The 23,333-nt window shown below is 70.4% G+C and carries 22 protein-coding genes and 1 pseudogene; 9 read left to right on the plus strand and 14 right to left on the minus strand.

Going from position 1 to position 23,333, the window contains the following annotated elements:
* Positions 1-491 (plus strand): AAA family ATPase (locus ABZ260_RS13985; protein ID WP_355616674.1); only part of this gene is annotated, 491 nt, incomplete at its 5' end.
* Positions 492-695: 204 nt separating this feature from the next.
* On the opposite strand, the gene ABZ260_RS13990 is transcribed toward ABZ260_RS13985, so the two are convergent.
* Complete coding sequence (locus tag ABZ260_RS13990; protein WP_355616676.1) at positions 696-2,990, minus strand: AAA family ATPase; 2,295 nt, start codon at positions 2,988-2,990, stop codon at positions 696-698.
* 435 nt (positions 2,991-3,425) lie between these two features.
* Here ABZ260_RS13990 and ABZ260_RS13995 point away from each other — a divergent pair, with 435 nt between their 5' ends.
* From ABZ260_RS13995 to ABZ260_RS14005, 3 genes are all read left to right on the plus strand, one after another.
* Positions 3,426-4,229 (plus strand): inositol monophosphatase family protein, encoded by an 804-nt coding sequence (locus ABZ260_RS13995; protein ID WP_355616678.1) that lies wholly within the window; start codon positions 3,426-3,428, stop codon positions 4,227-4,229.
* A gap of 124 nt (positions 4,230-4,353) precedes the next feature.
* Positions 4,354-5,676 (plus strand): lanthionine synthetase LanC family protein, encoded by a 1,323-nt coding sequence (locus ABZ260_RS14000; RefSeq protein ID WP_355616680.1) that lies wholly within the window; start codon positions 4,354-4,356, stop codon positions 5,674-5,676.
* Between the two features lie 338 nt (positions 5,677-6,014).
* On the plus strand, positions 6,015-6,905 hold the full coding sequence (locus ABZ260_RS14005; RefSeq protein ID WP_355616682.1) for a hypothetical protein: 891 nt from the start codon (positions 6,015-6,017) through the stop codon (positions 6,903-6,905).
* Between the two features lie 137 nt (positions 6,906-7,042).
* On the opposite strand, the gene ABZ260_RS14010 is transcribed toward ABZ260_RS14005, so the two are convergent.
* On the minus strand, positions 7,043-8,029 hold the full coding sequence (locus tag ABZ260_RS14010) for a sulfotransferase (RefSeq protein WP_355616684.1): 987 nt from the start codon (positions 8,027-8,029) through the stop codon (positions 7,043-7,045).
* 463 nt (positions 8,030-8,492) lie between these two features.
* On the opposite strand from ABZ260_RS14010, the gene ABZ260_RS14015 reads away from it, so the two are divergent.
* Complete coding sequence (locus ABZ260_RS14015; RefSeq protein WP_350962581.1) at positions 8,493-9,122, plus strand: YigZ family protein; 630 nt, start codon at positions 8,493-8,495, stop codon at positions 9,120-9,122.
* Between the two features lie 348 nt (positions 9,123-9,470).
* On the plus strand, positions 9,471-10,112 hold the full coding sequence (locus tag ABZ260_RS14020; RefSeq protein ID WP_355616686.1) for a DedA family protein: 642 nt from the start codon (positions 9,471-9,473) through the stop codon (positions 10,110-10,112).
* Positions 10,113-10,385: 273 nt separating this feature from the next.
* On the opposite strand, the gene ABZ260_RS14025 is transcribed toward ABZ260_RS14020, so the two are convergent.
* Positions 10,386-10,940 (minus strand): GNAT family N-acetyltransferase, encoded by a 555-nt coding sequence (locus ABZ260_RS14025; protein WP_350929074.1) that lies wholly within the window; start codon positions 10,938-10,940, stop codon positions 10,386-10,388.
* A 211-nt stretch (positions 10,941-11,151) separates the two neighbouring features.
* A complete protein-coding gene (locus ABZ260_RS14030; protein WP_355616688.1) occupies positions 11,152-12,381 on the minus strand; it encodes an isochorismate synthase in 1,230 nt (409 codons plus the stop codon).
* Positions 12,382-12,562: 181 nt separating this feature from the next.
* Between ABZ260_RS14030 and ABZ260_RS14035 the strand changes: the two genes are divergently transcribed.
* Positions 12,563-13,417, plus strand: a complete 855-nt coding sequence (locus tag ABZ260_RS14035; protein ID WP_355616690.1) for a GDSL-type esterase/lipase family protein — start codon at positions 12,563-12,565, stop codon at positions 13,415-13,417.
* A 41-nt stretch (positions 13,418-13,458) separates the two neighbouring features.
* On the opposite strand, the gene ABZ260_RS14040 is transcribed toward ABZ260_RS14035, so the two are convergent.
* The 5 genes from ABZ260_RS14040 to ABZ260_RS14060 all read right to left on the minus strand — a co-directional run bounded on the left by ABZ260_RS14040 (position 13,459) and on the right by ABZ260_RS14060 (position 17,908).
* Positions 13,459-14,064, minus strand: coding sequence for a response regulator transcription factor (locus ABZ260_RS14040; protein ID WP_350929080.1), 606 nt, complete (start codon positions 14,062-14,064; stop codon positions 13,459-13,461).
* A gap of 55 nt (positions 14,065-14,119) precedes the next feature.
* Positions 14,120-15,271: a histidine kinase gene (locus ABZ260_RS14045; RefSeq protein WP_355616692.1), complete on the minus strand. Its 1,152-nt coding sequence runs from the start codon at positions 15,269-15,271 to the stop codon at positions 14,120-14,122.
* Positions 15,272-15,302: 31 nt separating this feature from the next.
* Positions 15,303-16,028: an ABC transporter permease gene (locus ABZ260_RS14050; RefSeq protein ID WP_355616694.1), complete on the minus strand. Its 726-nt coding sequence runs from the start codon at positions 16,026-16,028 to the stop codon at positions 15,303-15,305.
* Entirely contained in the window at positions 16,028-16,915 is an 888-nt protein-coding gene (locus ABZ260_RS14055) for an ABC transporter ATP-binding protein (RefSeq protein ID WP_355616696.1), read from the minus strand. The genes ABZ260_RS14050 and ABZ260_RS14055 overlap by 1 nt, the downstream gene beginning before the upstream one ends.
* 246 nt (positions 16,916-17,161) lie before the next feature.
* Entirely contained in the window at positions 17,162-17,908 is a 747-nt protein-coding gene (locus ABZ260_RS14060) for an alpha/beta fold hydrolase (protein ID WP_355616698.1), read from the minus strand.
* A gap of 83 nt (positions 17,909-17,991) precedes the next feature.
* Here ABZ260_RS14060 and ABZ260_RS14065 point away from each other — a divergent pair, with 83 nt between their 5' ends.
* Both ABZ260_RS14065 and ABZ260_RS14070 read left to right on the plus strand, forming a co-directional pair.
* Positions 17,992-18,948 (plus strand): YafY family protein, encoded by a 957-nt coding sequence (locus ABZ260_RS14065; protein ID WP_355616700.1) that lies wholly within the window; start codon positions 17,992-17,994, stop codon positions 18,946-18,948.
* A gap of 286 nt (positions 18,949-19,234) precedes the next feature.
* Positions 19,235-19,405, plus strand: a pseudogene (locus ABZ260_RS14070) (GNAT family N-acetyltransferase); the annotation flags it as partial.
* A 35-nt stretch (positions 19,406-19,440) separates the two neighbouring features.
* Here ABZ260_RS14070 and ABZ260_RS14075 read toward each other — a convergent pair.
* From ABZ260_RS14075 to ABZ260_RS14095, 5 genes are all read right to left on the minus strand, one after another.
* Entirely contained in the window at positions 19,441-20,100 is a 660-nt protein-coding gene (locus tag ABZ260_RS14075; protein WP_355616726.1) for a hypothetical protein, read from the minus strand.
* 214 nt (positions 20,101-20,314) lie between these two features.
* Positions 20,315-20,782: an SRPBCC family protein gene (locus ABZ260_RS14080; RefSeq protein WP_355616702.1), complete on the minus strand. Its 468-nt coding sequence runs from the start codon at positions 20,780-20,782 to the stop codon at positions 20,315-20,317.
* Between the two features lie 524 nt (positions 20,783-21,306).
* Positions 21,307-22,104, minus strand: coding sequence for a hypothetical protein (locus tag ABZ260_RS14085; RefSeq protein WP_355616704.1), 798 nt, complete (start codon positions 22,102-22,104; stop codon positions 21,307-21,309).
* Positions 22,032-22,430 carry a hypothetical protein gene (locus ABZ260_RS14090; RefSeq protein ID WP_355616706.1) on the minus strand — a complete coding sequence of 133 codons (399 nt, stop codon included), beginning with the start codon at positions 22,428-22,430 and terminating at the stop codon, positions 22,032-22,034. Before ABZ260_RS14090 ends, ABZ260_RS14085 begins: the two co-directional genes overlap by 73 nt.
* Positions 22,427-23,296 carry a metallophosphoesterase gene (locus tag ABZ260_RS14095; protein WP_355616708.1) on the minus strand — a complete coding sequence of 290 codons (870 nt, stop codon included), beginning with the start codon at positions 23,294-23,296 and terminating at the stop codon, positions 22,427-22,429. Before ABZ260_RS14095 ends, ABZ260_RS14090 begins: the two co-directional genes overlap by 4 nt.
* Between the last annotated feature and the right edge of the window lie 37 nt (positions 23,297-23,333).

Genomic DNA, 23,333 nt, shown 5'->3' on the forward strand with positions numbered 1-23,333 from the left:
GGCTCACCGACGCGCAGGGCAGGACCGTCGACTTCCGCAACACGGTCCTGATCATGACCTCCAACATCGGCTCCGTCTACCTCCTCGACGGCGTCACACCGAGCGGGGAGATCGAGCAGGAGGCGCAGCAGCGGGTGATGGCCGAGCTGCGCGCGCACTTCCGCCCCGAGTTCCTCAACCGCGTCGACGACATCGTGATCTTCAAGCCGCTCACCATGGAGGAGATCGAGCGCATCGTCGGCCTGATGTTCGTCGAGCTGCGGACCCGTCTCGAACAGCGGGGGATCCGGCTGGACGTCACCGAGGCGGCGCTCAGGTACATCGCCGAGCGGGGCTACGACCCGGTGTACGGCGCCCGCCCGCTGCGCCGGTTCATCTCCAGGGAGGTCGAGACACGCATCGGCCGCGCTCTGCTGTCCGGGGAGGCGTACGAGGGGGGCGTGGTCCGGGTCGACCTCGCCGAGGGCGAGCTCGACGTCACCTACGCATGAGGAGAACCGGCAATATCATCAAATATCGTGTAATGCCGGAACTGTGGGAAGAGGAACCGGGTACCCGCGGGCGCGGCGCCCGCCTCCGAACCGCGCTGATGGGTGGAGGGCGCGATCGCGCCGGTAGGTGAGGGGAGTGGCTGAGACGGGGGCCAGGTGAGCGGGCTCCTGGAGCGGAGACCTCAGGGGATCTCAGCGCAGATCTCAGCGAGGAGTTCGGTGCCCCTGGTGGGCGCCCTCCTCGGCGGAGAGCCTGGCCAGCTCGACCCGGGAGTGGATGCCCAGCTTGCGGAAGACCTGCCGCAGGTGGAAGGCGACCGTGTGCTCGCTGATGAACATCTGCTCGGCGGCGTTCCGGTTCGTCAGCCCCTGGGAGACCAGGTCGCAGACGGCCTGCTCGGTACCGGTCAGGCTGGCCCACCCCGAGGTGGGATGGGCGGTCCTGACCCAGTGGCGGCGCCGCTCGCCCAGCAGCCGCAGCCTGCCCCGTACCCGCGCGGCGTCACGGACGGCCCCCACCGCGCCGTAGCAGGCGAGCGCGATCTTGAGGTTCTCCACGGCCGTGTCCCGGTAGCCGTCCGCGCCGATTAGCACGCCCAGATCCTCCGCCGCCGAACCCCTGGCCCACGGATCGCCGTGCCCGGCCACCGCGCGGCCCAGCGCCTCGGGGTCGCCCTCCCGCAGTCCACGGGCGTGGTCGGCGGCCACCGACGGATTGGGCAGGCCGGGGCTGCGCCAGGCGATGCCCTCGGCCGCGTCGACCACGGCGTCGGCCCGGTGCCGCTGGCCCGTCGCCATGGCCATCCGTACCAGCCATGCCGCGGCGGTGGGCTCGCTGGTCAGCGCCCCGGTGTGCCGAGGCAGCGCGTCGTACAGCCCGCCGAGCGAGCTCATCCCGCCCGCGGCTCCGTCGCGCGCCTCGTTGATCCGCCCGGCCACCAGCTCCGAGCGCAGCCACGTGCGCGGGGGCAGGTCTCGCGCCGACCCGACAAGGTGCCTCTCCATGTACCTGATGGCCCCCGGCAGGTCGCCCGCCCGCAGCGACGCGGTGCCGAGCACCGACAGGGCCGAGGATGCCGGTAACGGGGCGCCCAGGGTCCCGGCGGCGGCCAGACCGGCCTCCGCGTGCTCGATCGCGCTGCCGAGCCTGCCCGCGGCCAGGTGCAGGCGGGCGCGCAGGACGGGGATCTCCGCGGCCCAGGCCGGCTCGCACTCGGCCTCGGCCGCGGCGATCTCCGTCGTGGCCTCCGCCTCGTCCAGCAGCCAGAGGTCGATCAGCATCGAGGCCAGCACCGCCCGGGGCTGCTGCCGCCGTCGTCCACCGGCCGGTTGCTCCACGGCTTCGCGTGCCAGGTCCAGCCCGTACGAGAGCCTGCCCTCGTCCCAGGCGAGCAGGGCCAGGTCCGTCAGCGTCTCGGCGCCGCCGCCCCCGGTCAGACGGGCCGGGCGTGTCCGGGCGGCGCGCTCGACCTGGTCGCGCAGCGCTCGCCGCACCGGTTGGGGCACCTTCTCGACGACCGAGCGCCACAGCAGCTCGTGCCTGAACGCCAGCTCGTCGGGGGTGGTGACGAGCACACCCGCGGCCAGGGCCTCCTCCAGCGCGGGAAGCAGTGCCGCCGGGGTCTCACCGAGCATCTCGGCCGCGTACGCCGGTGAGAACGAGCGCCCGAGCACCGCCGTGGCCTCCAGCAGGTACCTGGTCCTGGCGCCGAGCTCGTTCAGCCGCCGCCGGACGGCGGTGTGCACCCGCAGGGGCAGCTCCGCCCCGGCGGGAGTGGTCTCGGCCAGCCGGGCGACGCCGTCCCGCACGAGGACGGCGCCCTCCTCGCACAGTCCGGTGAGATACTCGGACAGCAGCAGCGGGTTGCCGCCGGCCTGGGCGGCCAGCGCCGCCAGATCCTTCCCGGGAGCCGCGCCCAGGATGTCGGTGGAGATCTCGGTGACCGCACCGTCGTCGAGCGGGCGCAGCACGGTCCGGGTGGCGCCCTCCTCCTCGAGCAGGTCGAACAGCCGTCTGGCGTCGCCGCGCGCCGGGGTGCTGCGGCAGGCCAGCAGCCATGCCACCGGGCGTTCGGCCAGCCGCGAGGGCAGCGTGCGCAGGGCCATGAGCGTGGCGGGATCGGCCCACTGGAGATCGTCCAGGGTGACCAGCAGCGGCCCCGCGCCCAGCCTTCTCTCCAGCGAGGTCCTGACCTGCTCGGCCAGCCAGAGCAGCAGGCCGGGACCGTCGGGGAAGGCGTTCCTGGCCACGGCCATGGGCGCCGGCGACTCCTCCAGGGCCGACAGCAGCGGCCCCAGCGGTGTCAGCCGTCCCAGCTCGTCGGCCCGCCCGCTCGCGACCGCCGTCCCCCGCGCGGCCGCGAGGCCGGCGGCCTCGCCGAGCAGCAATGTCTTGCCTATCCCCGGCTCGCCCTCGACGAGCATGACGTTCCCTGCCGTGGACGCGATGCCTTCCAGCAGGGCGAGGACCGCCGCCTGTTCATCTCTCCGGCCGCGCATCGTCTTGTCTCGGATCTGGGGTCATACGCCAGGCTTTCTTAGCGGTGATTACCCGTATGACATCCCCGTCAGGCGAAATGCCATGCGGTGGATGCTCCCGGCTACTGGTTGTTTGATGCAGATTTGACCTTTAAGTGCGACTTCTAGTCGTTCTGTCGATCTGGCCGATGCCCGACGAGCGTGATCTCCGGGAGGCGATCGCCGCGCGCGTTCCGTACGGATCCCGCCCCCGGCGGGGATCGGAATGTCCTGACGAAAAACGGCGGAGGCTCGCGGAGATGCCCGCCACGCGGGTAGGGGGCGTGCGTTCTCGTACAGGATGGGAGTCGGGGCGGCTCTCGGCGCCGGTCGGCAGGCTCACCGGATCCTTGCCGCCCGGCCCGCTCCCGAGACCGCCGGCGACCGGCGCGGCCCGATCGCGCCAATGGAGGAAGCATGGATCAGAGCACCTCGACAGAGCTCTCGGCCGTCGCGGTCGAGGCCGCCCGCGCGGTGGGCGAGCGGCTCCGCAAGGCGTTCAGGTCGCGTCCCGCGGTCGAGACCAAGAGTGACTTCCACGATCCGGTGACCGAGCACGACCGCGCCGCGGAGGAGACCATCCGGGAGGTCATCGAGAGGCACGTCCCGGGCAGCACGGTCATCGGCGAGGAGGGCGGCAGCGAAGGGTCCGGTGAGATCCGCTGGTACGTCGACCCGATCGACGGGACCGCGAACTTCGCCGCCGGGCTGCCCTTCTTCTGCGTGTCGATCGCCGCCGCCGCCGGGGACGAGGTGGTCGCCGGGGTGGTCTACGACCCGGTGCGCGACGACGAGTTCCGGGCCGACCTGGGCGGGGCCTGGTGCAACGACGTGCGGTTGCGCAGCGCCGGTGCCACGCGCGATCGGGAGGCGATGCTGCTGACCAGTTATCCCACCCCTCGCGAGCTGGCCGACGGCGGGGAGGAGGTGCTGCGCGAGTTCGGCAGGATGCTGGCGTCGTTCGCCTCCACACGCCGTCCGGGCAGCACGGCGCTCAAGCTGGCCCATGTCGCGGGAGGGTGGGCGGACGTCGCCTACGGCAGTAGGGTCAGTCCATGGGACGTGGCGGCGGGGGCGCTGCTGGTCCGGCAGGCGGGGGGAGTGTTCATCCCGCTGGACGGATCGATCTTCGAGCCCGGCGGCTACCTCGCCCATGTCGGCGGGTTCGATCTGGCGGGATCGGTCATGAGCGATCTGGTTCCTCCGGGCCGCTCCGCCTGAGCGCGGGTGAGGGAAGGCCCGCGTACCCGGCCCGCGAGGTCCACGGGCAGGTGTCACCGCATTACCTATTGATCCTGTAGGAAATACAGGTAACATGATTGTCTCGCCGTACGAAGGAGCCGCCATGAGCCTGGAGTCGGGGGCGGAGAGCCCGCTGGCCACCGCGGTCGAGGCCGCGCGCTGGATCCGCTCGGCGGCCGTGGACGACGAACGGGGGCGGCACTGGCAGGCCAACCCCGACCCCCGGGGCCGGGCCGCCATGCCCGACCACCCCCTGTCGTTGTACTCGGGGGCGGCCGGGATCATCCTGTTCTTCCTGGAGCTCGCCGCCGCCACGGGTGACGAGGGCTACCTGGACGATGCCGGGGCCGGGGCCCGCTATCTCGCCGCCACCTGGCGGGAGCAGGCCGATCTCTCCCTCCACCACGGTCTGGCCGGGGTGATGTTCGCCCTCGCCGAGGCCGGATGGGCCACCGGTGAACGGGATTTCGAGGTCGAGGCCGGCGCGGTCGCCGACCGCATCGTGCGCAGCGCCCGCCCCATCGACGGCGGCCTGGGCTGGACCGGTGACCCCGCCCAGCGCGGCGACGGCGGGATCATCCTCGGCCTGCTGCACGCCGGCGGCATCCTGGGGGTGCCCGCCTACCAGGAGATCGCCGTCGAGGCCGGCGCCCGCATCGCCGCGCTCGCCGTCCCGGGCCACCGCTTCGGCGAGGGCGCCTGCGCCGACCTGCCGCTGGACGCGGTCACCCCGGGGTTCCTGTCCGGCACGGCCGGCACCGCCTTCCTGCTCGCCCGCCTGTACGGCGTGACCGGCCAGACCCGCTTTCTCGACGGCTCCCGCAGGGGGGCCGACTTCGTCCGCGCGGTCAGCGCCGTGACCGAGCGGTGTGCGCTGGTGCCGCACCACATCCCGCAGGGCCGCGACCTGCACTACCTGGGTTTCTGCTCCGGCTCCGCGGGGGTCGCCCGGACGTTCTACGAGCTGTACCGGGTGTCGGGTGACGCCGGAGACCTCGACTGGGTCGAGCGGCTGGCCAGGGGGATCGTCAGCAGCGGCGCCCCCGCCAGCCAGAGCGGTGGCTACTGGAACTCGGCCTGCCAGTGCTGCGGCACCGCCGGGCTGGTGGAGTTGTTCGTCGGGCTCTGGGCGGCGACCGGCCGTCCGCAGCACCTGGAGTTCGCCCGCACGCTGGGGGAGAACCTGACCGGCCTGGCCACCGGCCACGACGGCCGGGGCTCCCGCTGGTACCAGGCCTACCGGCGGCTGCGCCCCTGGGAGGTCACCGCCGACACCGGCTACATGGTCGGCGCCGCGGGCATCGGGGCCGCGCTTCTGCACCTGGACGCCGCCGCGCGCCCGCAGGAGGCCCGGCGGCTCATCCTGCCGCCGGACAACCCGTTCCCCGCCATCCCGCTGCCGAGCGCGACGCTCCGCCGGTCCTGAAGAGCGTGGAAGGCGCGTCGCCGGTGAACCGGACGGTCATCGCGGGGGAGCACGGCACGGGCCCGCGCACGTCCCCGTACCCTGTACGGTCGGCATCGAGGTCTCCGCGGGCCCCGGCATCACGGACCCGTCCCCTGGCGCGCACGGCATCCGGGCCATGTCACCCCCGCGCGCCCGATCGTGCCGGTCCGGCCGTGGAGGGGCGGCAGCCGCCGCGCCTCTCACGCCGGAGGCCCCGAGAACGACGCACCCTTTGGCCGTCAAGGGGTGACAAAACTCGTGACCATGATTGGTGATTCTCCGTGAGTGCCACCCAGGGCCTGCCTAATCTCGGTGTCGTGACAATCGAGGATTTCCTTCCCGACCCGGGCCGTTCCACAGTCGCGATCGAACCGGCCCAGCCGGGCGCGGGCCACTGGGCCGGTGCGCCGAGCGCCGTGGCGAGCGACGGGCTGATCTACCTCGCCTACCGGCTGCGCCGCCCCGTCGGCGAGGGCCGCGGCTACGCCGTCGTCGTTGCCCGCTCCACCGACGGTGAGCGGTTCGAGACCCTGCTCACCATCGGCAGGCAGGAGATGGACACCGAGTCACTGGAGCGGCCCACCCTGGTCCGCACACCGGAAGGGCGCTGGCGGCTCTACCTCAGCTGCGCCACCTACGACACCAAGCACTGGCGGGTCGAGGTGCTGGAGGCCGACGACCCGTCCGGGTTCCGCGCCGCGCAGCGGCAGGTGGTGCTACCCGGCGACCCGAAGACCGGCGTCAAGGACCCGGTGATCGTGCGGCGGGGCGACGTGTGGCATCTGTGGGCCTCCTGCCACCCCCTGGCGGAGGACGACGAGGCCGACCAGATGGTGACCGACTACGCCACCAGCGCCGACGGCATCGAGTGGACCTGGCAGGGCACCGCGCTCAGCGGCCGGCTCGGAGCCTGGGACGCCCGGGGGGCGCGGGTGGCGGCGGTCCGCTTCCTCGAGGAGCAGGTGGTGGCCTTCTACGACGGCAGAGCCACCGCGGTGGAGAACTACGAGGAGAAGACCGGTGTCGCGGTCGGCATCGACCCGGCGGAGCTGACCCCGGTCGGCACCGGGCCCGCCGCCCTCTCGCCGCACGCGGGCGGCGGCCTGCGCTACCTGGACATCGTGGACCTGCCGGAGGGCGGGCGGCGGCTCTACTACGAGTACACCCGCGCGGACGGGGCGCACGAGCTCCGCACCGAACTGCGCTGAGCACGGTCGCCGACCTGCGCGGGGCCGTGCCGATCACGCCCCGGCCGGGCACGTGAGGCCCACGAGCCCGGTAGCGGGCGGTGCCGATCGCGGCCTGGTACGGGGCTCGCCCCCACTGTCCCGCCCGAGGGAGGGGGTCAAACCTGGGGGCGGCCGTTGCGGGCCTGGCGCTGACCGTTGGGGCGGACGCCCACCAGGCCGCCGGAGCGCTCGCGGGGACGGAGCCAGTCGCTGAAGTCCTCGCCGGTCACCCTCTGCAGCAGCGCCACGTCCTGGGTGAAGTGGGAGATCAGTTTCTCTCGCTGGTCCCAGGTCAGCGGCTGGCGGGAGCGGGCCCGCCGCTGCAGCTTGCGCTCCAGCGGGTCGGTCAGCGCCACGCTCACCCGCGACGGCAGGAATCGTCCCACGGACGACCCCACGCGCAACGCCCGCGACAGCATCCGGTGTCCGCGGGTCGGCTCCGGATGGGCGGTCACGTTCTCCCGGGGGACCTCGGTGACGACGCCGGTCTCCACGCCGAGGAAGCGGCAGATCCGGTCCAGGGTGTCGGCGGGCCGGTCGACCAGGTCGCGGTAGCGGTAGACGAGCACCTGCTCGCGGGGGAACAAGGTGAACAGGTGTTCCAGCTGCCTGCCGTACTTGCCGAGCCCCAGGTAGTGCCAGAACGGTGCCCAGCCGGCCGTGACCCTTCGCTCCTCCTCGGCGCAGGCCTCCAGCACGTCGCCGATCGGTTCCAGTCCGGCCGACCACAGATGTGTCCAGTTGGAGTGGGCGCGCTCCACCGGGTCGCGCAGCACCACGATGAGCCTGGAGTCGGGGATGGTCTTCCTGATACGCCGCTGGGCCGCCAGGTCGTAGAGGTAGAACGGGGTGGACTCGCCGGTGAGCGTTCCCGGCGGTGCCGCGTCGAACAGGGCTTCGTAGTCCTCGCGCCGCCAGACGTGCTCGCGGTAGGTCTGGGCGTCGCCCGGGCCTCCCCTGCTGGGAGGGGGGCCGTCACTGAGGAAGAACTTCGGCTCCTTCACCGGGGACATGAACAGCTCCGGGTGCCGGGCCAGTGCGGCGTGCAGGGCGGTGGTCCCGGTTTTGGGGGCACCGATCGTGAGGAAATTCGGCAGGGGCATCGTTATTACCCTCAATTCCTACTATTATTATTGGTAAATATAACCCCTTTCCCCGCGAAGGCAAGCGTCCCACCATGGGGTTGTCGTGCCCCAAGGGCCTGCCCTGTGGCGGGAGTTCCAGTCGCCGACGCCTATCCCCAGCTCATGGGGGTGAGCCGCGCTGTTCCGTTCAATGAACGCCAGGCGCTTCTCTGCTATTTCGACGCCGCGAGGGAGTTTTGTCGCGTTGTAAATAAACGCAACATCCGTTCCGTATTCCTACCCTGATATGCCTCCGGCGGGACCCCACGCCGCCGGATTCCCGGGCGAACACGGTGAGAGCCCAGCCCCGAACTCCTTTACGCGGCGGCGATCAGGCATCGAACCATCTGCCGCGAGGGCTTCGGCATCAGGGCGTACCCTGGGCGGCCGGAAACACGTGTGCGGCGGCGCGAACCGGGAACCCCGCCGATACCCTTGCCGGATGCCCGACCCGTACCTGACCCCGCGGAACACGACAGAGCACGAGATCGACATAAAACGCTCCCGTTTCCTGTGCGCCATCGGTCGGGTCGCCTCGGAGGAAGAGGCCAGGGAGTTCATCGCCGGCCGCAAACGGCTGTACGGTGACGCCACGCACAACTGCTCGGCCTACGTGATCGGCGGCGACCGCCACATCCAGCGGGCCGACGACGACGGCGAGCCCGGTGGCACCGCGGGTACCCCGATGCTGGAGACCCTCCTGCGCAGGGGCGTCGCCGACGTGGTGGCGGTGGTCACCCGGTACTTCGGCGGGGTGAAGCTCGGAGCGGGAGGCCTGGTCCGCGCGTACGGCTCGTCGGTCGGCAAGACGCTGGATCTCACACCACTGGTCGAGATGGTGCCCGCCAGGGTCATGACCGTGACCGTGGACCACGTCCAGGCCGGGCGGCTGGAGAACGACCTGCGCATCTCACCGTACGAGGTCAGGGAGGTCCGCTACGGCGCTGAGGTCGGCTTCCGTGTCGCGGTACGCGAGCGTGACCTGGCCGACTTCCCCGGCTGGGTCGCCACGCTGACCGCGGGCCGCGCCAGGATCGAGCAGGGCGAGACGGTCCATCTCAGAAACAGCTGAAATGGCGCCGGACCGTATAAGGGTAAAGACATCTGGATGTCCCTCGCGTGGGCCCAAACCACTTTTCGGCGGCGGTCGATGTGGGATAGGTCACAGTTGAGGGCGGAGAGCCCGGCCGGAAGGCGGGTGCGCCCGCCCTTTCCCGGGCCGCGACGGCCTCTGCCCGCCGCACTCGCCTGGCCGGCCGATACTCACCCTGACCTGCGAGAACCCCGGAGATTTCGTGATCGTCACGATGGACTTCCAGGCACCTGTGGTTTTCCGCAGCCGAACCCTGTGGCGTGTACGAGGCAGGAGCGGGCGCATTCCTCATCCACGCCCTACCCAACTCTCCGTAGCCTTGTCCCTATGAGTTCACCGAATCTCGACGGAGTCGCCGGATGGGCGATCAACCTTATGGAAACCCTGGGTGGGCCAGGGGCGGGGCTGGCGATCGCACTTGAGAACCTTTTCCCGCCGCTGCCCAGCGAGGTGATCCTGCCGCTGGCCGGGTTCACCGCGAGCAAGGGGAACGGGAACATGGGGTTGTTCGACGCCGTGCTCTGGACGACCCTGGGATCGGTGATCGGCGCGCTGGCGCTGTACGCGGTCGGGGCCCTGCTGGGTCGCGAACGTGTGGTGTTCATCGCCTCCAAGCTGCCGCTGGTCAGCGTCTCCGACATCGAGAAGACCGAGGCGTGGTTCGCCAAGCACGGAAGGAAGACTGTCTTCTTCGGCCGGATGATCCCCATCTTCCGGAGCCTCATCTCGATCCCGGCGGGGGTCGAGCGCATGCCGATCCTCATCTTCACCCTCCTCACCACCCTGGGCAGCCTCATCTGGAACACGGCGTTCGTGATGGCGGGGTTCCTGCTGGGAGAGAACTGGTCACTGGTCGAGGACTACATGGGGATCGTCTCGAAGACCGTGCTGGGCATCGTGATCCTCGCCGTGGTGGTCTTCGTGGTCGTCAGGCTGTCCGACCGGCGCAAGGGTAAGCACCACGCCTGACCGAGAAACCGCCGAGCAGGGCCTGCCGGGTGCCGGCCGGTCTCGAGCTCGGGGCCCGCTGGGCCCCGGCCGGGCCGGTCCTCCTGGCGGGCCCGTTCCTGTTCACGACGCGAACACGCCCACGCGTGCCGGCGGACCGACAAGCTCGGGCCGCTGCGCGTCACCGGCCACAGCCGCCGGGTCCTGGCCGCGCTGTGCCATCTCGGCTTCTGACGCCGGACCCCCGCCTACTCGATGATCGAAGACACGGCGGTCGCCCGGGACGCCCCCGGGTCAGAGCCGGAGCTCGTCCTCCTGGGCCGAGGTGAGGTCGCTGGGCCAGAGCCGGTAGACGTTGAGGCGCGTCTCGTAGTACTTGTCCGTCTCGCCGACCCACTGCATGCCGATGCGCCTGGCCGTGCCGGCACCGCGCTCGTTGTTCACCCGCACGACCGCGACGAGCTCGTGGGCACCGATGGAGAAGGCCCATCCGGCCAGGGCGCGGCCGGCCTCGGTGGCGTAGCCGTGACCCCAGAAGTCGGGGGCGAGTTGCCAGCCGATCTCGATGTCCTCCTCGTCGGGCGGCAGGTACCTCAGGGAGAGGCCGCCGATGATCCGCTGGTCGGAGTTGCGGACGATCGCCCAGCGGCCGAGCGGGGGCGTCAGGGTTTCACGGTTGCGTTCCCATGCCTGCAGCGTGGCCCGCATGGCCCCCTCACCGTCGAGCCGGTTCATCGCCGGGGACAGCCACCGGGTGACCTCCGGCGTGCCGTAGATGGCCAGAGCATCGCGGGCGTCCTCGGGACTCCAGTCGCGTACCGTGAGGCGGTCGGTGGTCAGTAACGCCATGGTCTTCCTCTCCCCGGCGAGCAAGCCGGCCGTGCGGCGACGAGAGAACAGCGAGTAGAAGAAAGTGTCGTTTTCTTGCCGGAAATGTCCGATGTGTTGCCCTTGTGAGGGTACGCCCATCTGGCTGCCGCCGACCAGCCGGGTGGGAATTACCTGTTCAGGGATGATCGCCCTGGCCCGGCCTCCGGTCGGGCGCCCCGCGTGGCGGCGGTCAGCCCTCCAGGGCGTACTGCATCACCCGGAGCTTGGCCTGGGCCTCGGCGAGCTCGGACGCGGGGTCGGAGTCGCCCATGATGCCGCACCCGGCGAACAGCCGGGCCCGGGGGCCCTCGATCTGGGCGCAGCGCAGCGCGATCCCCCACTCGCCGTCCCCTCGCGCGTCGATCCAGCCGACAGGACCGGCGTATCCGGCGCGGTCCATGCCCTCAAGCTCGCGGATGACGCCGAGCGCGGCCCCGGTCGGGGTGCCGCCGACGGCGGCGGTCGGGTGCATGGCCGCCACCACGTCCAGGACCGAGATCCCCGCCGACAGCCGCCCGGTCACCGGGCTGGCCAGGTGCTGGACGTTGGGGAGCACCAGGAGTTCGGGCTCCTCGGGGATCTTCAGCTCGGCGCAGAGCGGGTCGAGCGCCTCCCGTACCGACGCGACCGCGCAGACGTGCTCGTAGCGGTCCTTCTCCGAGGAGAACAGGGCCGCGCCGCGTGCCATGTCGTCCGCCCGGTCGCTGCCCCGCGCGATCGTGCCGGCCAGCACCAGGGACTCGACGGTCTCCCCGGTACGCCGGACCAGCAGTTCGGGGGTGGCACCGACCAGCCCCGCGCAGGAGAAGGTGTAGCACTCCGGGTAGCGGCCGGCCAGGCGGGCCAGCAGCAGCCGGACGTCGATCGCCCGTTCCGCGACGGCGGTCAGGTCGCGGGCGAGCACCGTCTTCTCCAGCCGGCCCGACCTGATCCGCCGGACGGCGCGGGCCACGGCGTGCTCCCACTCCGGCGCGCTCAGACTGCCGTCGCCGTACCGGATCCTGCCCGGGTCGCGGAGCGGGGTGACGGTGTCGAGCCGCTGCTCACCGACGGTGGTCAGCCAGGCGCGGCCATCGCGGCGGGCGAGGATGGTCCGGGGGACGAGGAGGACCGACCCGCGTGACTCCGGGTCGAAGGTGAACGAGCCGAAGGCGACGGGGCCCGAACCGGGGGTCGTCACGTCGTCGTCGACATCCGCCTCGCCGAAGAGATCCGACAGCCGGTCGCGAGCCCAGTCGAAACGCCGAGGGCCGGGCGGCACCTCCAGGCGCAGGGCCTCGCCCCAGGCCACGAGGCCCTCCCCGCGCCTGACCCAGGCATAGGGCGCGGTCTCCGGCAGTCGTGCGAACAGGTCACCGGGGTCGTCGACGGAGGTGGTTCTCACCACGAGAGGACGGGTTGATCCGAGCGCTACACTCACCCCCGCCACTCTATGACGGAAACTGAACATGTTCGACGGTGGTTCCCCCCCGCCAGCACGGACGCCACGCGGTGTCAAGAAAACCAAGGCACTCGGTCAACGGAACCTGCCGCCCTGGCCTGCGGTGATACATCCGAAGCAGACGCGATCTCTCAGCGGAGGTGTCATGCTTCGCAGGACTGTGACAGCACTCACAGGGCTGGCCGCCCTGACGGCCGCCTGGACCGTTCCGGCCGGGGCGACATCGGTGGAGCAACCCTGGCGGCCGGTGGTCATGGCCGCACTCGGAGACTCCATCAGCGCGGGGTTCAACGCCTGCGGGTGGTACGTCGCCTGCGCCTCGCGTTCCTGGTCGACCGGCGAGCACCGCGATGTCAGGAGCCACTACCTGAGGCTACGCGCCCTGGACGTGGCACTCGCCGGGCACAATGTGAACCTCGCCGTCCCCGGCTCCACCAGCGCCGACCTGGCCGGGCAGGTGAGGCAGGCGGTCGGCCACCGCGCCGACTACGTGACGCTCCTGATCGGCGCCCAGGACGTTTGCGTGTCCGAGGAGCGGCTGATGACCCCCGTGGCCGTCTACGAGAGCCGGGTGGCCGGGGCGCTGGCCCTGTTGCGGGCGGGCAGGCCCGACGCCCGGGTGTTCGTGGCGAGCATCCCCGACATCAGACGGCTCTGGCAGACCGGCAGGGACAACCTGGTGGCCCGCGGGTTCTGGGAGGTGGGCCGGATCTGTCCCACCATGCTGGCGCGCCCCACCTCGACGTCGGCGGCCGACCAGGCCCGCCGCGACCGCGTGCGCGCCCGGGTGATCGGTTTCAACGCCGCACTCGCCAGGGTCTGCGCGGCGTACGGCCCGAACTGCCGGTTCGACGGCAACCTGGTGTTCGGGCAGGCGTTCACGCTGAGCCACATCAGCAAGTGGGACTTCTTCCACCCCAACGCCGCGGGCCAGCGGCTGATCGCGGAGAAGACCTACGGCGCGATGCGCGACTGGCTCGCGGAAGAGGCCCCGGAGCCCGTCCTCGTCCCCTGAGCCGGCAGCCCGGGGCGGCCGGTGACAAGTCGCCGCCCCCTTCAGAGCCAGCCGTTGTGCCGGGCGGTGCGGGCGGCCTCGATGCGGTTACGGGTGCCGGTCTTGCCGATCGCGGCGGACAGGTAGTTGCGGACGGTGCTCTCCGACAGGTGCAGCCGCCGCGAGATGTCGGCGATCGTCGCGCCGTCCGCCCCCGCGGCCAGCACGTCCCGCTCACGATCGGTCAGCGGGCTGGCGCCGGTGCTGAGCGCGGCGGCGGCCAGCGCGGGGTCGATCACCTTCTCGCCCGCCAGGACCCGGCGGATCGCCGCGGCGAGATCCTCGACAGGACCGTCCTTGACGAGGAATCCGGCGGCGCCCGCCTCCATCGCCCGGCGCAGGTAGCCGGGCCTGCCGAAGGTGGTCAGGATCAGCACCCGGCAGCCGGGCAGGCGGTCCCGGAGGCCGGCCGCGGCCTCCAGGCCGCTGATCCCCGGCATCTCGACGTCCAGCAGGGCGATGTCGGGACGCGTGTCCAGCGCGGCGGCCACGACCTCGTCGCCCCCGGCGACCGTGGCGACGACCTCGATGTCGTCCTCCAGACCGAGAAGCAGGGCCAGCGCGCTGCGCATCATGCCCTGGTCCTCGGCCAGCAGCACCCTGATCATGAAAGCGTTCCTCCTCGGCGGAAAACCGGCGATCTTGCGGGTGGAGGGCAAGCGATCATGGGAGCGTCACCCTCAGCACGAAGCCGTCGCCGCCGCCGGCCTCCAGCGTCCCGCCGAGCGCGACGACCCGCTCGGTCAGGCCGCGCAGGCCATTGCCCAGGGCGCCCGCGCCGGCCCCCCGGCCGTCGTCACGGATCTCCAGCACCCTGCCCTCCAGGGTGATCTCGCAGGTGCGGGCGACGCTGTGGCGGACGACATTGGTCACGCCCTCCCGTACGGCCCAGCCCAGCAGGGCGTCGGCCTCCGGCGCGGGGCGGCCCTCGGAGACGGTGACCGTGGCGGCGATGCCCGCGTCGGCCAGTACCGTGCGCGCCGAGGCCAGCTCGGCGGCCAGCCCGCGCCCCCGGTAGCCGCTGACCGCGGCCCGCACCTCGGTGAGCGCCTCCCGGCCGACCGTCTCGATGTCGGCCGCCTGCCGAGCCGCCGCCTCCGCGTCGCGGGGAATCAGTCGCCGTACGGCCTCCGCCTTGACCACCATCATCGACAGGGTGTGCCCGAGCAGGTCGTGCAGGTCGCGGGAGAACCGCAGCCGCTCCTCGGCCACCGCGACCCGGGCCAGCTCCTCCCGGGTCTCCTGGAGCTCGGTGATCACGGAGAAGAGCTTCAGGACGACACTGACCACCAGGCCGCCGGTGGTCGTTCCCCAGGCGGCCAGGGAGATGCTCGCCCAGCCGGCTCCCGCACGCCACATCACCGCGGTCAGCGCGAGCGTCAGCACGGTGAGGAGGAGGTAGACGGACCTGCCGCGCAGCACGACCCCGCAGGCGATCGTCATCAGCGGTGCGAGGTAGAACCAGTTCTGCGCCGGCCCGGCCAGCAGCAGGAAGATCACCACCAGCAGCCCGGCCAGGGCCACGGCCGCCGCTCGTCGCCGGCCGCGGAAGGACAACCGGATGCAGAGCACGTACAGGGTGGCGAAGGCGACGACGCCCAGCGCGGCCGGCGTCGCCGACCGCACCTGCCCCGCCGCGAGGTCGCTGATCGGGGGATAGGCGATCAGCAGCCACGGATAGAAGGCGAGTTCCCCGGGCCCCTGTCTTCTCAACCTTCCCGACCATTTCCGTCTGGCCGCTCCCAGCCGTTTCGCCTTCGCCTTCTTCGGCCCTTGCGGCCTCTCCCGCTTCGTCGCCTCCGGCTTCCCGCTCATCCGGCCACTCCTATCACGCGACTCGCGCGATTCACACCACGCGCCCGGCCCGGCGGTAGCCGTACACCGCCAGGACGCCGAAGGCGATCAGCCAGCCGGTCAGGATCAGCGCCACGCCGGCCTCGGGCGCCTGGCCGAAGGCGATCTTCCGCGCCAGGTCGGCGTAGGTGAAGCTCGGCGTCCACTCCGCGAGCGTCTTCAACCAGGAGGGGAAGCCCTCGGTGGGCAGCCACAGACCTCCGACGATCGCCAGCGCCATGTTGGCCGCGATGTTGAGCACGGCGGCGGTCTGGCCGCTGAACCGGTAGCCGATGGCCAGGCCGAGCAGGGTGAAGGGCAGGGAACCCGCCCAGAGCAGGAGCACGATCGAGGCCCACTGCCAGATCTCCAGCCGTACCCCGTTGAGCAGCGCCGCCGACAGGCACACGCCGGCGATCGCCGGCAGCACCACGAGCATGCCGGTGCCCGCCTTACCGGCGATCACCCGTACCGGCGCCAGGGGAGTGATGCGCAGCTGCCGCAGCCAGCCCGCCGTCCTGTCCTCGGCGATGCCGGTGCCGTTGTTGAAAGCCGAGCCGATCGCGCCGAAGGCGGCCATGCTGACCATCACGTGCAGGGCGGCCCAGGTACGGTCGTCGCCCGCTATGCCGAGGTTGGTGAAGATCAGGTACATCACCACGGGCATCGTGAAACCCATGATCACGTATCCCGGGTCGCGGCGGCTTCTGGCGATCTCCAGGCGGATGTAGCCGAGCATCAGGCGTCCACTCCCGTCAGTGCGATGAAGGCGTCCTCGAGCGCGGCGGGGACCACCTCAAGGTCTCGTACGGCTCCGGCCTCGGCCAGCGCCAGGACCGTGGCGTCGGCGTCGCGGGTGCGCAGGTGGGCGCGGTTCCCGTGGATCTCCACGGAGGTGACCCCGGGAAGGCGTTCCAGCAGTGCGACGTCCCCGGCGGCGGCGGTGACGCTGACCGTGGTCAGCGGGACCAGGCGCTTGATCTCCCGGCTGGTGCCGTCGGCCACGATCCGGCCCCTGTCGATCACCACCACCCGGTCGGCGTACTCGTCGGCCTCCTCCAGATAGTGGGTGGAGAACAGCACGGTCCTGCCGCGCGCGGCGAAGGCACGCATGCTCTCCCAGAACTCCCGCCTGGCCCGGACGTCCAGCGCCGCGGTCGGCTCGTCCAGCAGGATCAGCTCCGGGTCCCCGGCCAGCGCCAGCGCGAAGCGGAGGCGCTGCGCCTGGCCGCCGGAGAGCCGTTCCACCCTGCGGCCGGCCAGCTCCTCCAGCCCCGCGACGGCCAGCACCTTCGGTAGTGGGAGCGGCGCCCGGTAGGTTCCGGAGACGAAGCCGAGCAGCTCGCCGACCGTGGTCCGGGAGACGAGGCCGCCCTCCTGGGGCATCGCCGCCAGCCGCCCACCCCGGATCGCGGCCTCAGGGGCGCCCCCGAACACGCGTACCGTCCCGGAGTCGGCGGCCAGCAGCCCGAGCAGCAGCCCGATGCTGGTCGACTTGCCCGCGCCGTTGGGGCCGAGCAGGGCGACGGTCTGCCCGGCGGGGATGTCGAGGCTGAGGTCGTCCACGGCGCGTACCGCCCCGAAACGTTTGGTCACGTTCTTGAGTGACACCGCGTCATTCGTCATGCGAAAGACGCTACGGAGGGCGCGGGATCCCAGGTAGATCCATCGATCCAGGGCTGCCCGGGACAAATGTCACCCTCGGCGCTCGCGGAATTCCCGGCCCGTCACCGGAACCGCAGCGTGCAGGCCCCCGGTGCGCACGGCGGGCCTCCGCGAGCCCCGTCGTGGGGGCATCGGGCGGAGCGTGCCGGCCGCTCTCGGCCTCGCCCACCCGTTCCTGTTCCCACCCCGCCCCGTCAGGCTTTCGTCTCAGACCGCCAGCGCGGCGAGCGCCGCCGCGGTCTCCTCCGGCTTGGAGAACATCGGCCAGTGGCCGGTGGGCACCGAGGCGAAGCTCCACTCGGGCCCGGCGAGCGCCGCGAAGAACGGGTGACCGGCGGCGATCAAGGCGTGCACCTGCTCCAGTGGGAACGAGCACGTGATGAGCGTCTTGGGCAGCGCGTCCGCGCCGCCCTTGAGCGCCAGGGGCTGGGTCATCGTCCCGTACGGCTGCGGGGCCGCACGGGAGACGAACCACTCGCGCTCGGTCTCGCCCAGCCCCTCCAGGCTGGCCCCGGCCCGCTCCTGCTCCTCCCAGGATGGGAGTGGGTAGCCCACCCCGTCGCCCTGCTCGGCGACCCGCTTCTCGATGAACGCCCGCCACTCGGGCTCGGTGGCGTCCAACTGGGTCATGCCGTCGGCCAGCGGACCGCTGTCGAGGTAGACGATCCGGGCGACGCGCTCGGGAATCCGGTCGGCCGCGCCGGTGACCGGCGCGCCGGCCCCGCTGTGGGCGACGAGGATCACCTCGTTCAGGTCCGCGAAGACGATCGTGTTGACGATGTCCTGGATGTGGGTCTCCAGGTCGACCCCGGGGCCTGCCAGGTGCGCTCTGTCGCCGAGCCCGGTGAGCGTGACCGGGTGAACCTCGTGCCCGGCCTCGCGCAGCGGCCGGGTGATCTTCTCCCAGGCCCACGCGCCCAGCCAGAGGCCGGGAACCAGTAGGTAAGTACTCATATCTCTGCTCTCCTTCGTTCGCCTGGTTTCACCCTAGAATCGAATCAGGACAGTATCGGTCCTGATTTTTGAGGAGAATTCGGATGACCGCCGCGAGGGTCCTCGCGCTGCTGGAACTGCTGCAGGCCGCCCCCGGCCTGACCGGCCCCGAACTCGCCGCCAGGCTGGAGGTGGACGAGCGTACGGTGCGCCGCTACGCGGTGCGGCTGTCGGAGCTCGGCGTGCCGGTCTCGGCCGAGCGGGGCCGGCACGGCGGCTACCGGCTGTTGCCCGGCTACAAGCTGCCGCCGCTGATGCTCACCGACGACGAGGCCACCGCGGTGGTGCTGGGGCTGCTGGCCGGACGGCGGACCGGGCTGGCGGTGGGGGAGACGGCCACCGAGAGCGCCCTGGCCAAGATCCAGCGGGTGCTCCCGGGGCCGCTGCGCGAGCGCGTCGACGCGATCTCGGAGACGCTGGGCCACACCGGCGTCGCGACGCGGGCACCCGCTCCGAAGGCGGGCCCGCTGCTCGCCCTCGCCGACGCCGCCCGTCGCCGGGTCACCGTCCGGCTGGCCTACCGCTCCTGGCGTGGCGACGCCTCGACGCGCGATCTGGACCCGTACGGCATCGTCTTCCACTCCGGCCGCTGGTACGTCACGGGCCTCGACCACGACAGCGGGGAGATCAGGACCTTCAGGGTGGACCGGGTGGCGAGCGCCGCGCGCACCGAGCGGAGGTTCTCGGCCCCGGACGGCTTCGACCCGGTCGCGCACGTGGTCGGATCGCTGTCGGCGGTGCCCTACCGCTACGAGGTCAGGGTGCTGCTGGAGGCCACGCTGGAGGAGGCCGCCGCCCGGATCCCCGCCGCCACGGCGACCCTGGCCGAGACCTCCGCCGGGGTGCTGCTGGCCACCAGGGCCGACCGGCTGGCCGGGATGGCCCAGATGCTCGCCGGCCTCGGCTGGCCGTTCACCGTCATCACCCCCGCCGAACTACGCGACGAGGTCAGAGCCCTCGCCGCCCGCCTCCTCGCCTCCGCAGACGTCACCCCGCCCTGACCTCGGCGCTTCGCGGTATCCCGCCGAGGAGACCATCTGGCCGCACCGACCGAGATCCGGTCGCTGGGATAGTTGCCTTTGGAAGTCTCCGCCTGCGGACGGAGGAGGATGTCAGGGATGACGAAAGGCGATCATGCTGATCAGAGCGGCGCAGGTGGTCGAGGCGGACCTCCTGAGCGAGCTGGCGGTTCGATCCAAGGCGTACTGGGGCTACGACGAGGCATTCATGGCGGCTTGCCGGGACGAACTGGCCATCTCGGCCTCGGAGGTCGAGAAGCTGCGAACCATGGTGGCCGAACACAACGGCCGCGTCCTGGGTTTCGCCACTCTGGAAGGGAACCCGCCGGAGGGGGCCTTGGGCATGCTCTTCGTCGAACCGGACGCCATCGGCCAAGGCGTCGGCCGCCGCCTGTTCGAGCATGCCGTCGCCGCTGCGGCGGACCTCGGCTTCGCACGCCTGACCATCGACGCGGACCCGAACGCGGAACCGTTCTACCTGGCCATGGGCGCCACCAGAATCGGCGCGACCCCCTCAGGGGCCATCCCCGGGCGGTTGCTACCCCTACTCGCGATCACCATTGTCGGACGCGACACGGCGGCTGGATCGGCAGCGAGAGCTTCGATGAGTTCTCGCGCGGAGGCAACGGTGAACCCGGGGTCGTAACCGCCAGTCAGGGAGCCGGACCATTTCGGCTCGTAGGGGTCGATGGTTGCGAAAAAACTCAGGCGGGTCGAGCTGAGGACATCCTCATGCCAGCCGATGGCCAAGCTGACCACGTAGTCGGTCTCGCCTGCGCTCTCCAACATGAAGACCTGGTCATCGTCGTAGAAGACGATGCTGGGCGTGGCGGCACGTACTTGATCAGCTTCTTGGTCGGTCGCGCGCCTGACCACCAAACCGTCGTAGCTATCGCGGATCTTCGCTGCGTTGATCGGTTTGAACAGCACTTCGATCGTGGTCTCGTGCTTCCTACCCTGCCTGTCCGGTCCGGCCGTGCTGCGAAGCAGCAATTGACCATGGCTAACGGTGTAGCCCCAGAGCTGGAACCTGCGCTCACTTTGAAAAAGCCCTGCACCAGGCTCTATCTGAGATTTGGAATTGAACCATGCCTTTGTTGCCATGCAGGAAAGGTTCTCGATCTGCAGCGGCAACCGTCAAGACGTTCGGACCCGTCTGGTTCAGTTCGTGATCGTCCGTTCGAGTGGCTCCCAAAGCGGCTCCCAGAAAGCTGATGGGTCATCACCTGCCTGCAAGGTCACGCATCTGGATGTCCCCGCTACTGCGCATGGGGCGGGCTTGAAAAGCGTGGGTCGGTGGTCCCATCACGCGTGGCAGATCCTCTACACCCAAGTAACGGGGAGATCCTCAGTCGGCCGTGAGAGTGGCTTCGGCAACCTGCTTGATGTACTGATTCCGAACCCGGATCAACTTGGGCATGTAGTGACGGAGAGCCAGCATTTCAGCGATCCTCCCGAGAGGACCAAGAGGTGCGGCGAATTCAATGAATTCGCTCATTACCGTACCGCCATGGTCGTAAGGCTGAAAATAGTGAGCGTGGTACCAGTGTTTGAAAGGTCCTGACACCTGCTCATCGACGAAATAGCTAGGGCGATCGTAAGCGCTGATCGTAGACGTCATTCGCCAACGGATGCCGAAGTGTCGTGCCCACCATGTAACGGTATCGCCCAGCTTCAAGCCACCAGTGGTCACACCTCCGACTGCTTTCTCGGAGGATCCCGCCATTGAGGCCGCGTGAACATCCACGTCCAACGAGATGTCGAAGACCCGTTCCGGTGGCGCCATGACATGCGTGACAACCTCAAAGCTTGGCATGCGTCAAGCCTAAGGCAGCGCACTCCAGTGAGATGATCTCAGCAGGATCGATCCGGACAGTTGGGATTTGATGCCGTCAGAGTGGTACTGCGATGGATCGCGATGCCTAAGCATTAGACAAATGGGCTGGACCTGATCATCCTTGAACCGAATTCGTGTGGATACCCGGCGGGGTGCTCGATAAGAGCTCAGGCGCTCACCCTCACTCCCGCTCAGGTCGCATCTCCCCTCGTGCGCAGGATGTACGACCGGTATCTCTGGACACTTGGCGAGGTTGCCGTCCTGCGTGGAGCATGAGTGAGGCCGGAATCCAAACCTGTCCCGGGCCGGAACTGGATCCGCCACTCTTCCACCCCCACGGGGGCGGTTTCCTCGTCGAGCCGGCGCCAACCGGTTCCCGGACGACTACTCGCTCTGATCGCCCACTCGGCGGCATCCCTTCGGAGGTCCAGAGGAACGAGAGGGGGTTCGCTACCGCGCTGACGTTGAACGCCGCCGAGCCGGATCGGCAGGGTGCCCGAGGGTTACGGCTCCTCGCCGTGAGCGCGTCGGCGGCCTTCGTCGAAGAATTCGTAGATGGCTTCGGTGTACGGCAGTTGGGTGAGTGGGCGGGCGGCGCCGAAGGAGATGTTCCAGAACTGGCCGGTTCGCGGTTGCCCGGGGCTGACGTAGGCGTACGGCTCGGGTATGTGCCTGTCACCCGGCGAGACGCCGTAGTTGACCTCGTCCAGGGTGACGCCGATGTCGAAATGCTCCGGCCAGAGCACCGGCGTCATGCCGGGAGCAAACCTGCGCAGGGCCGCATCACCGTCGCCGAGGGCGCGGGCGATCACCATTGCCGCCTGCGGATCGACATGTACGCGGTCGTCGGCCGTGACCCCGGAGCCCTCGGAGTACAGGCCCTCGGGGGCGCCGGCTACGATCCCGGCGGCAGCCGCGAGTTCGGCGTAGGTCACCCCGGTCAGCTTCCCGAGCGGTCGGCCGCTGGTGAGCAGCAGGTCTCCGTTGACGGCCACGTCGGGGGGCTTGGTGGTGGCGAAGCCGCCGGGGACGGCCCGGAGCCTGATGGTGCCGCTTTGGCGGTACTGCGGCCCGGCCAGTACGAGTTCGGCCACTCCATGCAGGCTCTGCCTGGTCAGGACCAGTGTCGTCATGTCCACCGGCGTCTCCTCCCACGTCGTGTAACCCCGAAAACCCTGCCATGTACGGTCGAGTACCTCGCGCTCTGTGGGGGACTGCCAGGGCTGGGTCAGCTGCCAGAGGGCCGCTGAGGACCACAGGATTGCGATGAGGGTGACCAGGGTGCCGCCGGCGAGTGGCAACGCCCAGGTGGGTAGGCGCCGGCTGCGGACGAGGAGTACCTTCGCGGCGAACGCTCCTCCGAAATCCCGATGGTGCGGGAGAGCGTGAAGCCGCCCAGCGTACCCAGGGCCACGGCGGCGGCGCCGAGCCTGACGATGGCCGAGTCGCTGACGAGCAGCAGTAGGGTGACGGCGAAAGCGCCGCCGGCCTGGAGCAGGAACGCCGTGCCGATGATGTGGATGTGCCGGTAGCCGCCGTTGAGGTAGAGGTCGGCGTGGATGTAGCCGCTGGCGGCGATGGCGGCGGCCGTGCTCAGGCGGGTGGCGAGGGCCGCGGACGCCTTCATGCCAGCTTGTGGTCGGTGACGGCCAGGCCGCCTGCGTCCTTACGGTAGGTGACAGTGCGGATGCCCAGTGCGTCCTTGAGGCGGCCGGCCGGTACCACCTGTGGGAGGGGTCCCGGCCCGATGCCCGGTTTGGGCAGCGGGTAGGCGGTGGTGGTGGCGCTGTGAAAGGTGACGTTGCCTTCGGTCTTGGTGAACAGCTGGTGCACGTGGCCGTTCAGGCAGGTCACAGAGGAGAAGCGGCGTAGCAGGCCTAGGACCTTGATGGCGTCATCGGTGCCCCAGCCCCAGGCCGGGTACATGGCGAACAGCGGGATATGGCTGAACACCACGATGGGAGTGTCAGCCGATAGACCAGTGACGTCTTTGCGGACGAAGTCGATCTGGTCGGTGCCAAGGTGCCCGAGTTGCTCCATGTGCAGGGTGTTGACCAGAGCGATGAAGTGGACGCCATGGGTGTCGAAGCTGTACCAGCCGTCGCCGAGGGTGTTTGCGCCGAATCGCTGCCGGTACGCATGTCCGGCGTCGCCGATCGAGTCGTGTTCCCCGGGCACCGTGAAGACGCGACCGGTACGCAGGCCGGTCAACATCTGCTTGACCTGGTCGAACTGGCCCGGGGTGGACAGGTGGGTGAGGTCGCCGCTGTGCATGACGAAGTCGGGCTGGAAGCCCAGGCTGTTGACCTGATTGAGCGCTTCGGTGAACGTTCGGTTCACGTCGGTGTTGGCGGCGCCGGTGAAGCCGATGTGGCTGTCGGAAATCTGCACGAACCGCAGCGCGCCAGAGTTGGCGGCGGCCTGTACGGCGGCGCTGTCCTGGCTGCCTGCGATGCTGCTGATCACTTGGCCGTCGGCCACCGTCAGGACCACGGCGGAGCCGAACCAGCCGGCGTGGCGCAGCAGTTGG

Source organism: Streptosporangium sp. NPDC006013 (assembly GCF_040614275.1).
In the GTDB taxonomy this organism is placed as follows: Bacteria; Actinomycetota; Actinomycetes; order Streptosporangiales; family Streptosporangiaceae; genus Streptosporangium.